Raw genomic sequence first — 15,043 nt, 5'->3', positions numbered from 1 at the left:
CGAAGACATCTAATATTAATCATTACTAGCTTCATTTTCGGTTTGAGCCGGATTGTCAGAAGCGTGTTGATCAGACTTGTTTTCAGAACTATTTTTATTACCCTTTTTGGGATCACCGTCTGGATGTTCCAGGATGCCTAGTGGAAAGTCTTTATCAATTTGCTTCAAGATAGGCAGTAAGTAATTGACGTATTGCTGATAAGCAGCTACCGGGTCGTTGCCCTTGACGTTTTTTGCCATTAGGGCCAGTGCGATATCATGGGCCCGTTGTTCATTGGAAATCATAGTTTTCACCTCGAATAATAGTGTAACAGATTCATAATTGCAATTCATCAAACCAGTGCTGGAGAGCGGTTTTATTTAACAACCAAGTAGCCGCGAAACCGATCTGAACACCTAGAAAATTGGTGATGATGTCGTCGATATCGGCAAAACGCTCGACCCCAAAGATGAGGTTGATGAGGAATTGACAGCATTCAATACCACAGCCAATCACCAGTCCCATTACTAACGGCCAGGTCTTACCGTGATGGCGACGATCGAAAAAGACGTAGCAGCCTGCCGGAATCGTCATGATAATGTTAAGGAAGAATTCTAGCGAAAAAGCCTGGAAGGGAATGACATTAAAGGGAACCCCATGAAAATAGAAAAAGACTTTATGGACGCTGCCCCAGTTGTAGCTGGCTGGCGTAAAACAGAGACAACCGATGACCAGGGCGTAGATCCAGCACGTAATCAAAGTCAAGTACTGCCAGCCATGATGCTGATTGTGGAGACTGTGGCTGATGATTACGTCGAGGACTGCGATGTAAATAATAATCGGAAACCAAACTTTCAATTTGCTTTTTCTTCCTCCATGGTACAATAGTGTTTCAAGATTAATTCGAACGATATTGAAAAGGGTGAAATCATTCCATGAATAAGCAAAAACCCACGTTGGAGCGCAATCTGAAGGGCCGACATGTCCAGATGATTGCGCTCGGCGGGACCATTGGTACTGGTCTGTTCTTAGGAGCGGGTAAAACTATCCATGTGGCAGGACCCTCGATTGTTTTGTCATATCTCCTGACGGGGATTATCTGCTTTTTATTGATGCGGGCGATGGGGGAGCTGTTGCTCTCCAACCTCAATTACCGCACCTTTATCGAACCGATGCGTGACTACCTTGGTGAGCGAACGGCATTCGTCGCCGGCTGGGTTTACTGGGCGTGTTGGGTAGCTATTGCCATGGCCGAAGTCACCGCAATTGGGATGTATATCCAACTATGGCTGCCACACTGCCCCCAGTGGATACCTGGCTTGCTCACAATTTTGATACTAGTATGTATCAATTTAATCACAGTCAAAGCGTTTGGTGAAGTAGAATTTTGGTTTGCCATGATTAAAGTCGTCGCTATTCTCTTTTTAATCGGTGTCGGCATTGTCCTAATGCTGATGCGGTTCCGCACGCCGAATGGTTATATGTCAACGCCGGCTAATTTGCTGAAATATGGTGGCTTCTTCCCAACGGGCACTAAGGGTTTTCTGTTATCATTCCAGATGGTTGTCTTTGCCTTTGCGGGGATTGAGATGATCGGAATGACAGCAGCGGAAACCGCTAATCCTCGGAAGATTATTCCCAAGGCCATTAACGAGATTCCGACACGAATATTGTTGTTCTACATTGGCTCCTTGCTGATTATCATGTGCATTTATCCCTGGAATAAACTACCGGCAAATGCCAGCCCGTTTGTCATGGTCTTTAAGGCCATTGGAATTCCTGGAGCCGCTAGCTTAATCAACTTCGTTGTGATTACGGCTGCTGCATCAGCTTGCAATAGTTCGCTGTATACAACGGGGCGCATGCTGGCTGAATTGACCAGTCAGTCGCGAAGGCCAACCATTCAGCGGATTAGTCGCTTATCAAAGAAAGCAGTGCCTGCCCGCGCTATCGTTGTGTCAGCGGTGATTATCGCCCTGTCTTCGTTGTTAAACTACTTTATTCCCAGCAGTGTTTTCACATTGGTATCCAGTGTAGCCACGACGTCCTTCCTCTTTATCTGGGGGCTGATCATCTTGACTGACCTTAAATACCAGCAAAAACACCCCGAATCAAAGGGAATGCCGTTTGCTCCTTATAGCAACTGGCTAGTGTTAATCTTCTTTGCCTTTGTCGCCGTGGTTTTGTGCCTGAGTGAGGATACATTCGTCGCACTGTTGCTATCGGTTGCCGTTATCGCTGTTGTCAGCGTAGCTTCACTGGCTAAAAGTCCACATTAGACGTTAAAAACTCTAGCTCTTTGGGGGAGCTAGAGTTTTTAATTATAGTAAAGGATTTATTTACGCAAACCAAGTTTAAATTGGCATTCTGGGCACAGGCCGTGCACTTCGATGTTACTCTCGGTGACCAAGTAGCCTGTTTTATCGCGAGTGATCTGTTCGAGATCCTGGGTAAACTTACTGAAGCGTTTGTCGAAAACATCGGTGATCTTGCCACAGTTGTCGCAAACCACGTGGTAGTGGGGATGGCCGAAATAATCGTAGTGCGCACTGCCGTCACCGGTTTTTAATTCGATGACGATATGGTAATCCACCAGTACCTTTAAAGTGTTGTAAACGGTCGCTAAAGAAATGTTATCAACCTGATCTTTTAAATCATTATAGATCATTTCAACGGTTGGGTGGGTATGATGACTAATTAAGTACCGCAGAATCGTTTTGCGTTGTGGTGTCAACCGTACGTGGTGTTCGCGAAGCCGTTGCAATGCTTGATCATATTCCGAGGTAGCCATTAGCATTCTCCTTTCGTTAAAACAATTATAAACTAGTTTAATTATAGCATCATTTAGGGTCTTTTCAATTAGGATAAGTTGACCTATCGGGGTAAAAATGATTATAATAGCTGCTGGAGTTAATAATGATTCTAAATTAAGGGAGAGGGAGTAGTTATGGAAAAGAGTATTGACCAAAATGGGCAATCATATAGTCGTTTTTGGTTTATTTTAACTTTACTGGTTGGTACTTTTACGATGTCAATCAGTCAGTCATCATTGTCGACGGCTTACCCGACTTTGATGCGGGCCTTTGGCATTCAGGCGTCAACTGTTCAATGGCTGACGACTGGTTTCATGCTTGTGATGTGTGTCTCGATGCCGATCAGTCCGTGGTTATTGAATAATATCAATTTTAAGACCTTGTACATGGGCGCGTTAGCCCTCTTCGACATCGGTACTTTGATGATTACCTTGACGCCGAGCGGCTGGGGGAGCCGCGGCTTTGCCTTCATGATGGTGGGCCGGGTGCTCGAAGCCTTTGCGGTTGGAGTGCTTTTCCCGTCGTACCAATCAGTTCTTCTGGAAATTACGCCGGAAAGCCAGCGTGGTTTAATTATGGGGGTTGCCGGACTAGTGATGGGCTCCGCCTTAGCCGTTGGCCCAATCATTTCCGGGATCGTCCTCAAATTCTTCAGTTGGAAGAGCCTGTTTATCTTCTTCATGCTGGTTATCACGGTGATCTTCCTGATGGCTTGGTCCGGTTTGATTCGCGACGTTATGAAGCGTCACCAAAGTAGCCTGGACTGGCTGTCTGTCATCTTGTCCATCGGTTTGATCGGCATCATGTACGTCGTCAACCAAATCGGTAAGACCCAGATTAACTGGGGCTTTAACCTGCCACTGTTGATTATTAGCTTTATCGCTTTAGTTTGGTTCTGCTACCGTCAGTTGCACCAGGAGCAACCACTGCTTGATTTACGGGTTATGAAGACCTTTAATTACGACTTGGCTATTTTGCTGACTGCCATTTCATACGTTGCCTTGATTGTCACGACGATTATTTTCCCACTGTACTACCAAGGTGTTCTGAAGCTTTCGCCATTTGCTTCCGGAATGTCTTTGGTCCCAGGTGCGGTATTGTTGAGTATCCTGAACCCGCTGACCGGTTCGTTGGCTGACAAAATTGGCTTTAAGCCGACGATGCTGGTCGGCATGGTTATGATCGTCGCGGGTTGGATCATCACTTTATTCATGGTCAACCAGCAACAACTGGGCTGGATGATCTTCTCAGCAATGATCATCGAAGGTGGTAACGCCTTTGTAATGATGCCAGCCGTAACCCTGGGTGCTAACTCACTGCCAGACGAATTGGTGCCGCACGGGACTGCCGTGATCACAACGGTTCGTCAAGTCTTCGGTTCCCTCGGAGTTGCTATCGCTACAATCGTGTTGACAACGGCTACTGCAAGCGGACTTCAACATGGGATGCAATCAGTTGCGGCTGCTATCCACGGCTATCACTTAGTCTTCATCATGATGGTTGTGATCGAAGTGATCGGTCTGGCCTTGGCATTGATGATCAGAAACGAAAAGAAAGCTGCTTAATTTTCACGTGATTTGCTCCTGAATAACGTAATTCAATAGTGAAGACTTTTCAGGAGGAATCATTATGACAACACTGGTGCGACCGAAATGGGCACAGCGCAATGCATTGATGCAGGATTACTACGATCATCACTGGGGGCTCCCCATTCACGATGATTATCAGCTGTTTGAAATGCTATCACTAGAAATCTTTGAGGCCGGCTTGAATTGGTCGATGGTCTGGAAAAGGCGGCAGGCATTTGAAGATGCTTTTGCCAACTTTGATTTTCGGGAGATCGCCTTCTTTGATGACGATAAAATCTACGAACTGGCGCAAAATTCACGGATTATCCGTAATCACCGGAAGATCATGGCAGTAGTAAAAAACGCTCGTCTTGTGGCTTTAATGGCGGATAGTGGAACTAGTCTGGATAACTATCTTTGGGAAATGGTTGGTGGACAACCACTGCCTTCGCCAGTTCCTTTGGGTGAGGCACTGCCCTTGCGGACAGCTGCTTCTACTAACGTTGCTCAACAGATGAAGGCGGATGGTTTTAGCCGCGTCGGACCTGCTACTGCGATGAGTCTCATGGCAGCGGTCGGGATGATTGATGTGAAGCATTTAAATAAATAATAAGGGATCGGATTCGTACTTGCGGATCCGATCCCTTTGTCTATTCAATAAAGTCTGCAACCGCACCAAATAATTGCGATCGGTCTTGCAACATGGCCGGCTTGATTTGCACGTGGAACATCCCGTCAGGCATGTATTTTTTGGTCGCAGCAGCCAGTCGCCCGGTAAAGAAGTCACCTTGCTGACTGACAGCCCCACCGATCAAAAAGGCTTCAGGGTCAAGGATGAGACAGATCTGAGCCATTCGTTTGCCAATTTGATCACACCACTGATCGATTAGCTGCAAATAATGCTGATTACCTTGACGTGCCTTGGCGAAGGCATCAGGAACTGATATGTTTTCGGTACTCAGTTGACGTTCAAAGGCGAGGGTAGAGTAATGGCTTTCAAACGTGGATTTATCAGCAGGATCATAATCGAGATAACCGACCGAGTTGCCGAGATTATGTGCTCCGTCAACTAAATGGTGATCAATGTAGAAGGAACCACCGATGCCAGTACCCAGGGCAATGCAATAAATCGAGCGGAAAAGTTTGCCGGCACCACAAAAGATTTCGCCACGCAGGGCAGCGTCAACGTCGTTTAAAACGTGTACCGGGAGCTGGCTTTCTTTTTCAAGGACCCGTTTAATTTGTGTACCCTGGTAATCCTGAATCGTCGGGCCTGAAAAGACGATTTCCCCATTTTGCCCAACCCGACCGGCGGTACTGACCCCAATGCCTGCAATATCGTATTTTGCGGCAAGATCTGCCGAGATAGTAGTTAAATTAGTAATAATGGCGTGGTTCTTATTGTGATTGGTCAGGGCCTTGCCACGTTCCAAGAAATTGAGGTCGCTGTCCATCAACGCATATTTGATCGAAGTACCCCCAACGTCGAAAGCCAAATAATTTTTACTCATGGTCGGTCTCTCCCTTCTTAAGCGCTTTCATTATATCATAAATAAAAACTATTTTCCATTAAGAAAATAGTGGTAATTATTTACAAAAAACTAAGATGTATTAATGCCAGTAAGCGAATATCAGTACAAGCATTTGGAAGAAATTGACTGCGGCTGGAGAAATTTGAAGATGGCGATAGCGCATTAAGAAAAGCCAGCCACCGATCATCATGAGAATTGCGATAACTAGTGCTAATCCAAACGATCGCATGGCTAAGGTTAAAACGATCGCAACGACGCCAGCAATCGTTGTATCCAGTAGATGATAATTCGTCCCTGCTAGTGCTAGTGGAGACTGACAGAAAGCAACGATCGCTAGCATGGGCAGTAGGGAGATGACGGAACTGAGGGTGACAAAGCCGGTGATGAGGCGAACCATCACCAAGGGGATGGCGAGGGTGTAGATGAAGCTGTACGTCAGCCATTGGCTTTCAGCAGGCTGATCCAAAATGCCGAGGAAGATTAAGAAGAGACAGAGCGGGACCATCAGAAGTAGTCCAGCTGCCATGACGTTGCCGTGCCAGAGACCATCAAAGGCAAAGAAAGCACTCGCAATCAGTGCGGGGATGATCAGGGGTGAGTTGGCCTGTTCACTCATCAATATGATTGCAGCAGCGACGAAGAACTGGTAGACGAAGAGGACCAGCAAGTTTGCTTTGAAATCTGACACTTTGATGTTGACGGCGTAACTAGCAGCTACATATGACCAACAAATCATTTGAACCAGAATATTGGGAATGATGATTTTCCAATGGATTGCTTTCAGCTGCTTTACAAAATTTTGCACGTGAATTCCCCCAATGTTTTGATCAGCTTATTTTGGGTTCTTAAATTAACATCTGAAACTTGAAAGCCCTGAATTGCAATGAAATCATTGTGGTTCAGGGCTTTTGGACGAAAAAAATAAAAAACGCAAGAACTCTTACGCTATACTTTAAGTGTCAAAATCAAAGTAGAAAAGAGTCTTGCGCTATGCAAATTATAAACCATTTCAGTACTGAAAACGATTCTCAAAACATTATTTCTCACTTCTTAAGCCTAATTGGTCTAGCTAAGCTAACTCACAGGGTGAATTTTAAGCGTCACTCATTATGTTCATTGAAAATGATCGTAGCTTGGTTAATGACAGCTCATTTTGAGCGTCTTTCGATCAATCGTGCTCATCCAGATTGCCATTTTACCCCAAGAACGGCACGGAATGTTTTGAATGATGGCCGTATTAACTGGCAGAAATTAGTCTGTTTAGTAGCGATTCAATTAATTCGCATCTTAACCCCGTTTATTGATGGTCGACGTCGTTTGGCATTAGTGCTTGATGATACTCTGTTAGCACGTCGTTGGTCCCAAAAGACTGAATTATTAGCCAAGACCTATGACCACGATAAGCACGAGTATGTAAATGGTTACCGTGGCTTAACTCTCGGTTGGAGTGATGGTAATACTTTTTTGCCTATTAATTTTGCTTTAATGTCAACTCACCAGCCTGCTAATCTGATTGGATGCTTAGCGCAGATTACTGACCAACGTCAAATTGCCGGTCAAAGAAGGGCTCAAGCTCAACGCCCAATGAACCAAGTGGCTCTAGAATTGATTAGACAAGCGCAAACACTAGGCGTGTCAGCTAAATACGTCCTTTTTGATTCTTGGTACAGTTCGCCGAAGATGTTTTGGCAACTCGCTCAGCTTCAGCTTTTTGGTGTGGGTATGCTCAAACGCAGCGCAAAAGTCTATTATCGATATCGTGGTCGTCACTATAGCATTAAGGGTCTTTATCAACGTTTAGCAGCTTCTAAAATGAATTGTCGGCATCACTATCTTTACAGCAGTGTCATTCAAGCCCAATATCATGGCCATCAGTTTCCGCTAAAAGTGGTTTTTGTATCCAAAAAGGGGCACCGTCAGGACTACCTAGTTTTAGCGACCACTAACTTAGCTATGCGGCCAGAAGAAATCATTCAATTGTACGGACGCCGCTGGCAAATTGAGACCTATTTCAAAGCTGCTAAGCAGTATTTAGCTCTTAATCGATCACAAATTCAAAGTTACGACGGTCAATGTGGTTATATTGCCGTCACCATGATTACTTATGACTTATTGGCTTGGCAAGAACGACTTAATACTGATGATCGCACAATTGGTGGACTCTTTTACATTATGAATCAAGCACTGCCAGATATTCGTTTTATGGACGCATTGGTCTACTTATTTCATGAACTGGGTCGAGCTGAGCTCAGCCTAACTGATCACATTGATGACATCATTAATCGATTCATAGCTCAGTTGCCAATAACGATCCAAAAAGCATTGAATACTGGCATCTAAAAGTCTAATTTAGGCTGAGAAAAGCCGAAGCTGACGCAGCTCCGGCTAGTTTTCGTGCTTTCAAGTTTCAGTTAACATTATACCAGTTTCTGATTTGATGTTTTCTTGCTTTATCGCTCAAAAGTGTGATAAGCTTTTTTCGTTATAAAGCAAATTCCCGATAGGATTCGTACATCGTTGCGAAGATGCCTTGTAACCAGTGACTAGAAGATTTAGCAGGGGGAATTACCTATTATGAAAGAAAGACATTTATTTACTTCAGAATCAGTTTCTGAAGGTCACCCGGACAAGGTGGCCGATCAAATTGCTGATGCACTGCTGGATGCAATGCTGAAGCAGGATCCAGATTCACACTGTGCGATTGAAGTTTCCGTCACGACCGGTTTGGTACTGGTCTTTGGTGAAGTTTCAACGAAGGCTTATGTTGATATTCAAGGCATCGTTCGTAAGACAATCAAGCGGATCGGTTACGACAACGCCGCTTATGGCTTCGACGGCAACACTTGTGGTGTCCTGACCGCCATCGACTCACAATCTCCAGACATTGCGCAGGGTGTCGACGACGCCCTCGAACAACGTGACGAAGGCAAGACGGACGCACTGGACAAGATTGGTGCCGGTGACCAAGGTTTGATGTTTGGTTACGCTACTGACGAAACTCCGGAATACATGCCACTGGCATTGATGCTGTCACACCACTTGATGCAAAAGCAGGCAGAACTGCGTAAGAGTGGGCAGATTCCTTACCTCCGTCCGGATGCTAAGGCTGAAGTGACGGTCGAATATGACGATGACGACAAACCAAAGCGCGTTGACACGGTTGTCCTCTCCACCCAGCATGATCCTGACGTTAGCCAGGATCAAATTCACAAGGACGTGAAGGAACAGATCATTAAGCAGGTTATTCCTGCCGACCTTCTCGACGACAAAACCCGTTACTTCATCAACCCAACCGGTCGTTTTGTTCTCGGGGGTCCTAGTGCCGATGCTGGTTTGACTGGCCGGAAGATCATCGTGGACACTTACGGTGGAGCAGCCCACCACGGTGGCGGTGCCTTCTCTGGGAAGGACGCTACGAAGGTGGACCGTTCAGCTAGTTACGCTGCCCGTTACATCGCCAAGAACGTCGTCGCTGCCGGGTATGCTAAGAAGTTGGAAATTCAGGTTGCCTACGCTATCGGTGTGGCTCACCCGGTATCGATTCAGGTTAACACCTATGGTACTGGTACGCGCAGCGATGCCGACCTGGTTGCTGCCATTCGTCAGGTCTTTGATTTGCGTCCTGCTGGGATCATCAAGATGCTCGACCTGAAGCGGCCAATCTACGAACAAGTTGCTGCTTATGGTCACTTTGGTCGTGATGACCTCAACCTGCCATGGGAACAACTCGACAAGGTTGATGATCTGAAAAAGATTCTGGGTTAACGGGTTAATTCTCATTAATTTCTAATTTTTACTCAGAATTGGTTGCAATCCCGAAAAGCGATTGCTACAATGTTTAAAGAAAGACATCCGAGAGTTACTAGTGAGGCTCAGCACTTGAAGCGACCACATGGTGATGGGAATGTGGAGTGTTACCTGACGAACTGGCTCGGTTAATCCGGTGCTGAATTTTTAGTAAGCATTGGCGTGGAGAGCGTTAATCCAGCAAAAGAGCCTCATTAGAGGAATATCGGGTGGTACCGCGGAAAAATTCGTCTCGTTGATTTGATCAACGGGACTTTTTTTATTCCGCCATGCTTGAGTTTGAATACAAAGGAGAAATAAAATGGCTTACGATCATAAGTACATTGAACAGAAATGGCAGCGTTTCTGGAAAAAGAACAAAACTTTTAAGGCTGAAATTAACAAAGACCAAAAGAAGTATTACGCACTGGACATGTTCCCGTATCCTTCTGGTCAGGGGCTGCACGTTGGTCACCCCGAAGGCTACACTGCCACTGATGTGATGGCCCGGATGAAGCGGATGCAGGGCTTCAACGTCCTGCACCCTATGGGCTTTGATGCCTTTGGTCTGCCAGCCGAACAATATGCCTTGAAGACCGGCCATAATCCAAACGGCTTTACCGACAAGAACATCGATCATTTCCGCAACCAAATTCAGTCACTGGGCTTCTCCTATGACTGGGATCGCGAAGTCAAGACCTCTGATCCTAACTATTACAAGTGGACGCAGTGGATCTTTGAACAACTGTACAAGCACGGCTTAGCATACGAAGATGAAATCGAAGTTAACTGGGCCCCAGACTTCATGGGCGGCACCGTCGTGGCTAACGAAGAAGTCGAAGACGGGAAGACCAAGCGTGGTGGCTACCCGGTTTACCGGAAACCGATGAAGCAGTGGGTTCTGAAGATCACGGCTTATGCGGACCGGCTGATCAAGGACCTGGACCTCGTCGACTGGCCAGAAAGCGTCAAGGAAATGCAACGCAACTGGATCGGCCGTTCCGAAGGTGCCAGCATCTTCTTCAACGTCGACGGTCACGAAGGTAAGCAGATCGAAGTTTACACTACCCGTCCTGACACCCTCTTTGGGGCACAGTACATGGTGCTGGCTCCAGAACACGAATTAGTCGACGAAATCACTACTGACGACCAAAAGGCGGCCGTCGAAGAATACAAGAAAGAAGCTGCCCGGCGGTCTGAACGTGAACGGACGGACGGCAGTAAGGAAAAGACCGGGGTCTTCACCGGTGCTTACGGTATTAACCCGGTTAACGGCAAGAAACTGCCAATCTGGATTTCTGACTACGTCCTTGCTAGCTACGGGACTGGTGCTATCATGGCGGTTCCGGCTCACGATGACCGTGACTGGGCATTTGCTAAGAAGTTTGGCCTGCCGATCGTTCCCGTGATCGAAGGCGGCGATGTTGACAAGGCACCATACACGGAAGATGGGACTCACATTAATTCCGGCTTCCTGAACGGCTTGGACAAGAAGCAGGCGATCGCTAAGATGATCGACTGGCTGGAAGAACACAAGTGTGGTCATAAGAAGGTTAACTACAAGCTGCGTGACTGGATCTTCAGTCGGCAACGCTACTGGGGTGAACCGATTCCGATCATCCACTGGGATGACGGGACAACCTCACTGGTTCCAGAAGATCAGCTGCCAGTGAAGTTGCCAGAAACTGATGACATCCAACCATCCGGCACCGGCGAAAGTCCGTTGGCCAACGTCAAGGACTGGGTCAACGTGTACGACAAGAATGGTCGTCACGGCCTGCGTGAAACTAACACCATGCCGCAATGGGCTGGATCTTCATGGTACTGGCTCCGTTACTGCGACCCGCACAACGACAAAGCATTTGCTTCTAAGGAATCACTGGACTACTGGTCACCAGTTGACCTTTACGTCGGTGGGGCAGAACACGCTGTCCTGCACCTGCTCTACGCCCGCTTCTGGCACAAGTTTCTTTACGACCTGGGCTTAGTACCGACGCCAGAACCATTCATGAAGCTGGTCAACCAGGGGATGATCCTGGGGAAGAACCACGAAAAGATGTCCAAGTCCAAGGGCAACGTGGTCAACCCGGACGACATCGTGGACCAGTACGGTGCCGACACGCTGCGCCTTTACGAAATGTTCATGGGTCCACTGACCGAATCTGTTCCGTGGGACACCAAGGGACTGCACGGTGCAAACAAGTGGCTGCAACGGGTATGGCGGTTGATGATTGACGATAACAACCACCTCCGCGACCGGGTATCCAACTTTAATGACGGCAAACTGAAGAAGGTCTACAACCAAACCGTCAAGAAGGTTACCGATGACTTTGAGCGGATGCACTTCAACACCGCCATCAGTCAGATGATGGTCTTCGTCAACGAAGCTTACAAGGTTGACGACCTGCCAGTCGAATACATGGAAGGCTTCGTCAAGATGCTGGCACCAATTGCGCCGCACATGTGTGAAGAAATCTGGAGCAAGTTCGGTGTTTCTGACACTATCACTTACCAACCATGGCCAAAGTACGACCCAAGTGCATTGGTTGAAAGCACAGTTAACATGATGATTCAGGTTAACGGCAAGCTGCGGGCCAAGATTGAAATGCCAAAGGATGTTGCTAAAGACGAAGCCCAGAAGCAGGCTTTGGCTAACGATCGTGTTAAGAAGTTTACTGATGGCAAAGACATCAAGAAGGTCATCGTGGTGCCAAACAAGATCGTCAACATTGTGGCAAAGTAAGCTACCCATTAGGATCGCGTTTAATTTGCGCAATTTGGAAGCTGTCAATTGACCCTTAATAAAGGACCGGAAATTTTCCGGTCCTTTTTGCTATAATGGTTTTGAATTTGTAAAGGAGGCAGCCTGCTATGGCAATGATCTATGTCATCGAAGACAATCCAGCGGTCATCAAGATGGTTCGAAAACAACTGGCTAAGTGGCAATACCAAGTGGTTGCCGTCAAGGACTGGGACCATCTCGATGATGAAATTGATATTTTGCAGCCTGACCTCATTTTGTGCGACATCACATTGCCGACCTTCGATGGTTTTTACTGGATGCAGCAGGCCAGACACTTAACTTCTGCCCCGATAATCGTGATCTCAGCAGCGGATATCGACAGCAACATCATGCATGCCGTCGCTGCTGGGGCGGATGACTATTTGATGAAACCCTTCTCCGCCACTGTTTTAGTGGCAAAGGTGCAGGCGTTGCTGCGACGCAATCAACAAAAGAGTGATGATGAACAACTGCAGTGGGGTGATAACCACTTCAACCATTTAACAAATGAATTGTCCAATAATGCTGGAACTGTTCAGTTGACGCCCACCGAAGGAGCTTTAATCGCAGTGTTGGCCGATCACCATGGCAAAACCGTCACTAAACATCAGTTATTGGAGTGGCTTTGGCAGGGTGGCAAGTATTTGAATGATAATACCTTAAACGTCAATATCAGTCGTTTACGGCGCAAGTTAGAAACAATCGATTTAGGTAACGCCATCCGGACTGAACGTGGTGTTGGTTACCGCTTGGTGGTAGACAATGAATAAGCATCGATATTGGCACACACTCTGGCGTGCATATTTGCCGTGGATTGCTTCCTATGCGGTGATGATGATGGTACTGGGGATGCTGATCCTGTTTTACCATGCCAACAAGCAGATTTTTATCGATGCAATTCGCTTTACGCTGCCATTGTTGGTTATCTGGTTGACTTTATTAGGACGACACTATTGTCAGGCAGCCAAACGGGTCAGTCATCATCAACCAATTCAACCAACGGATCCCGTTCAATCATCGCTCATGGATCAAGAGCAACATTCGCGCCAGACTAGTCAAAAAGAAGAGCAGCGCTTAAACCAGCTTTATCAGCAGCAGTATGACCATCTAGAACTTTATTCGCACGAAATCAAAAACTCCTTGATGACTTTGCAAGCTGCTGCAGAAAATGATCAAAATGTTAAAAGTGAGGTCATCAACAGTGCTGTTCGTCAAGCCAACTATCATCTCGATCTGATGCTCAACGATCAGCGTTTGGCCATGCCTAGTCATGATTACGACTTTGAGTGGATTAATCTGGGACGTTTGATTCGCGGTATCGTTCAGGACAATTCTGCGTTATTTATTAAACGGCAATTAATTCCCCAATTAAAGGGAGTGGGTGATGTTGCGGTACTCACTGACCGTAAATGGTTGCGTTTTTGCATCAATCAGCTGCTGTCAAATGCTATTAAATATTCTCCCGAAGGTGAAAATATCGTCATCAGTTGGCAAGGGCGGTCACTATCTTTTACCAATGCTGGAGACGGTATTAGCCAGACGGATTTACCCCGTGTTTTTGACAACGGCTTTTCTGGGCGCAATGGCCACCAAACAACCAAATCGACAGGAATGGGGCTCTACTTAGTCAAGAAAGTGACAGAGCAGTTGAATTTCACGGTGCATCTGCAATCTACGTCAGGGCATTTGACGACGGCTAGCCTTCGTTTTCCTTCATCTAATATTCGTCAAAGCTAACAAAACTGTAAGGTTCTCTGCAATTCCGTAAGTAGGAATAAGCAGGGGGCCTTTTTATAATTGAAGTAACGAAAGCGAGGGAACAAAAATGAACCTACTAGAAATCAAACGTGTTCAACGCACTTACCACGCAACATCATCCCATCCAGTCCATGCACTAAAAGACATCACATTTTCCGTTCCACAAGGTGAATACTTGGCCATCATGGGTGAATCAGGTGCGGGCAAAAGTACTTTGCTCAATATTATTGCAACATTGGAAAAACCAACTGCTGGGCAAGTTATGCTTAGTGGACGCGATGTCAGCCAACTGGGCAAGGACCAAGCAGCCAAGTATCGGCGCCAGCATTTGGGTTTTGTGTTTCAGCACTTTAATCTCTTAGATTCCCTTTCAAATCGCGACAATATTTATTTGCCGTTAGTGTTGACGAAGACGCCGGTTGAGGAAATGGAGAAAAGATTAGCGCCGCTCGTTAAAGCATTAGGCATTGACAAGATCATCGATCGCTATCCTTCAGAGATTTCTGGCGGTCAGCAACAACGGATCGCAATTGCCCGTGCGTTGATTACTCATCCGGAGTTGCTCCTTGCTGATGAACCGACGGGGGCGTTAGATTCCAACACCAGTAAGGAAATCCTCAACTTATTTGATATGGTGAATCAACAAGGCCAGTCCATTATCATGGTCACACATAGTACGGCCGCAGCGTCTTATACCAAGCGAGTGCTATTTATTAAAGATGGGCGAATCTACCATGAGCTATACCGGGGACAGATGAGCCAGCAAGAATACCAACAGAAAATTAGCGACACGATGATGACCTTGACGAACGGAGGTGAATGAG

Annotated in this window: 14 protein-coding genes and 1 riboswitch; of the genes, 9 read left to right on the top strand and 5 right to left on the bottom strand. The window is 46.5% G+C overall.

Features of this window, described 5'->3' with window-relative positions; all coding sequences use genetic code 11:
* Positions 1-15: 15 nt before the first annotated feature.
* A complete protein-coding gene (locus AB3114_RS05770; RefSeq protein ID WP_367342333.1) occupies positions 16-294 on the bottom strand; it encodes a hypothetical protein in 279 nt (92 codons plus the stop codon).
* 22 nt (positions 295-316) lie between these two features.
* Positions 317-838 (bottom strand): VanZ family protein, encoded by a 522-nt coding sequence (locus tag AB3114_RS05765; RefSeq protein WP_367342303.1) that lies wholly within the window; start codon positions 836-838, stop codon positions 317-319.
* 77 nt (positions 839-915) lie between these two features.
* Between AB3114_RS05765 and AB3114_RS05760 the strand changes: the two genes are divergently transcribed.
* Positions 916-2,259 carry an amino acid permease gene (locus tag AB3114_RS05760; protein WP_367342302.1) on the top strand — a complete coding sequence of 448 codons (1,344 nt, stop codon included), beginning with the start codon at positions 916-918 and terminating at the stop codon, positions 2,257-2,259.
* 56 nt (positions 2,260-2,315) lie between these two features.
* Here the strand turns inward: AB3114_RS05760 and AB3114_RS05755 are convergent, their stop codons facing one another.
* Positions 2,316-2,771, bottom strand: a complete 456-nt coding sequence (locus tag AB3114_RS05755) for a Fur family transcriptional regulator (protein WP_367342301.1) — start codon at positions 2,769-2,771, stop codon at positions 2,316-2,318.
* A 156-nt stretch (positions 2,772-2,927) separates the two neighbouring features.
* Between AB3114_RS05755 and AB3114_RS05750 the strand changes: the two genes are divergently transcribed.
* Both AB3114_RS05750 and AB3114_RS05745 read left to right on the top strand, forming a co-directional pair.
* On the top strand, positions 2,928-4,358 hold the full coding sequence (locus tag AB3114_RS05750) for an MFS transporter (protein ID WP_367342300.1): 1,431 nt from the start codon (positions 2,928-2,930) through the stop codon (positions 4,356-4,358).
* Between the two features lie 64 nt (positions 4,359-4,422).
* On the top strand, positions 4,423-4,971 hold the full coding sequence (locus tag AB3114_RS05745; RefSeq protein WP_367342299.1) for a DNA-3-methyladenine glycosylase I: 549 nt from the start codon (positions 4,423-4,425) through the stop codon (positions 4,969-4,971).
* 40 nt (positions 4,972-5,011) lie between these two features.
* On the opposite strand, the gene AB3114_RS05740 is transcribed toward AB3114_RS05745, so the two are convergent.
* Both AB3114_RS05740 and AB3114_RS05735 read right to left on the bottom strand, forming a co-directional pair.
* Positions 5,012-5,872: an ROK family protein gene (locus AB3114_RS05740; RefSeq protein WP_367342298.1), complete on the bottom strand. Its 861-nt coding sequence runs from the start codon at positions 5,870-5,872 to the stop codon at positions 5,012-5,014.
* Positions 5,873-5,972: 100 nt separating this feature from the next.
* Positions 5,973-6,698, bottom strand: a complete 726-nt coding sequence (locus tag AB3114_RS05735) for a hypothetical protein (RefSeq protein ID WP_367342297.1) — start codon at positions 6,696-6,698, stop codon at positions 5,973-5,975.
* 185 nt (positions 6,699-6,883) lie between these two features.
* On the opposite strand from AB3114_RS05735, the gene AB3114_RS05730 reads away from it, so the two are divergent.
* The 6 genes from AB3114_RS05730 (at position 6,884) to AB3114_RS05705 (ending at position 15,042) form a co-directional block, all read left to right on the top strand.
* Positions 6,884-8,233 (top strand): transposase, encoded by a 1,350-nt coding sequence (locus tag AB3114_RS05730; RefSeq protein ID WP_222257956.1) that lies wholly within the window; start codon positions 6,884-6,886, stop codon positions 8,231-8,233.
* A 137-nt stretch (positions 8,234-8,370) separates the two neighbouring features.
* A riboswitch (SMK box riboswitch) is annotated at positions 8,371-8,470 on the top strand.
* On the top strand, positions 8,468-9,658 hold the full coding sequence (gene metK, locus AB3114_RS05725; protein WP_367342296.1) for a methionine adenosyltransferase: 1,191 nt from the start codon (positions 8,468-8,470) through the stop codon (positions 9,656-9,658). (Overlaps the previous riboswitch by 3 nt.)
* Before the next feature lie 343 nt (positions 9,659-10,001).
* Complete coding sequence (leuS, locus tag AB3114_RS05720) at positions 10,002-12,422, top strand: leucine--tRNA ligase (RefSeq protein WP_367342295.1); 2,421 nt, start codon at positions 10,002-10,004, stop codon at positions 12,420-12,422.
* Between the two features lie 128 nt (positions 12,423-12,550).
* Complete coding sequence (locus AB3114_RS05715) at positions 12,551-13,231, top strand: response regulator transcription factor (protein WP_367342294.1); 681 nt, start codon at positions 12,551-12,553, stop codon at positions 13,229-13,231.
* Entirely contained in the window at positions 13,224-14,198 is a 975-nt protein-coding gene (locus tag AB3114_RS05710; protein WP_367342293.1) for a sensor histidine kinase, read from the top strand. Before AB3114_RS05715 ends, AB3114_RS05710 begins: the two co-directional genes overlap by 8 nt.
* 88 nt (positions 14,199-14,286) lie before the next feature.
* Entirely contained in the window at positions 14,287-15,042 is a 756-nt protein-coding gene (locus tag AB3114_RS05705; RefSeq protein ID WP_367342292.1) for an ABC transporter ATP-binding protein, read from the top strand.
* Position 15,043 lies beyond the last annotated feature (1 nt).

This window comes from Limosilactobacillus sp. (assembly GCF_040772465.1).
Taxonomy (GTDB): Bacteria; Bacillota; Bacilli; order Lactobacillales; family Lactobacillaceae; genus Limosilactobacillus.
Note: the sequence above shows the minus strand (reverse complement) of the source record. Positions and strands in the feature narration are given on the sequence as shown.

Bases quoted from the DNA above. Each gene is read 5' to 3' on its own strand.
- AB3114_RS05705 (WP_367342292.1), top strand. From the start codon at position 14,287: ATGAACCTACTAGAAATCAAACGTGTTCAACGCACTTACCACGCAACA.
- leuS (WP_367342295.1), top strand. From the start codon at position 10,002: ATGGCTTACGATCATAAGTACATTGAACAGAAATGGCAGCGTTTCTGG.
- AB3114_RS05760 (WP_367342302.1), top strand. From the start codon at position 916: ATGAATAAGCAAAAACCCACGTTGGAGCGCAATCTGAAGGGCCGACAT.
- metK (WP_367342296.1), top strand. From the start codon at position 8,468: ATGAAAGAAAGACATTTATTTACTTCAGAATCAGTTTCTGAAGGTCAC.
- AB3114_RS05755 (WP_367342301.1), bottom strand. From the start codon at position 2,771: ATGGCTACCTCGGAATATGATCAAGCATTGCAACGGCTTCGCGAACAC.
- AB3114_RS05715 (WP_367342294.1), top strand. From the start codon at position 12,551: ATGGCAATGATCTATGTCATCGAAGACAATCCAGCGGTCATCAAGATG.
- AB3114_RS05730 (WP_222257956.1), top strand. From the start codon at position 6,884: ATGCAAATTATAAACCATTTCAGTACTGAAAACGATTCTCAAAACATT.
- AB3114_RS05710 (WP_367342293.1), top strand. From the start codon at position 13,224: ATGAATAAGCATCGATATTGGCACACACTCTGGCGTGCATATTTGCCG.
- AB3114_RS05750 (WP_367342300.1), top strand. From the start codon at position 2,928: ATGGAAAAGAGTATTGACCAAAATGGGCAATCATATAGTCGTTTTTGG.
- AB3114_RS05740 (WP_367342298.1), bottom strand. From the start codon at position 5,872: ATGAGTAAAAATTATTTGGCTTTCGACGTTGGGGGTACTTCGATCAAA.
- AB3114_RS05745 (WP_367342299.1), top strand. From the start codon at position 4,423: ATGACAACACTGGTGCGACCGAAATGGGCACAGCGCAATGCATTGATG.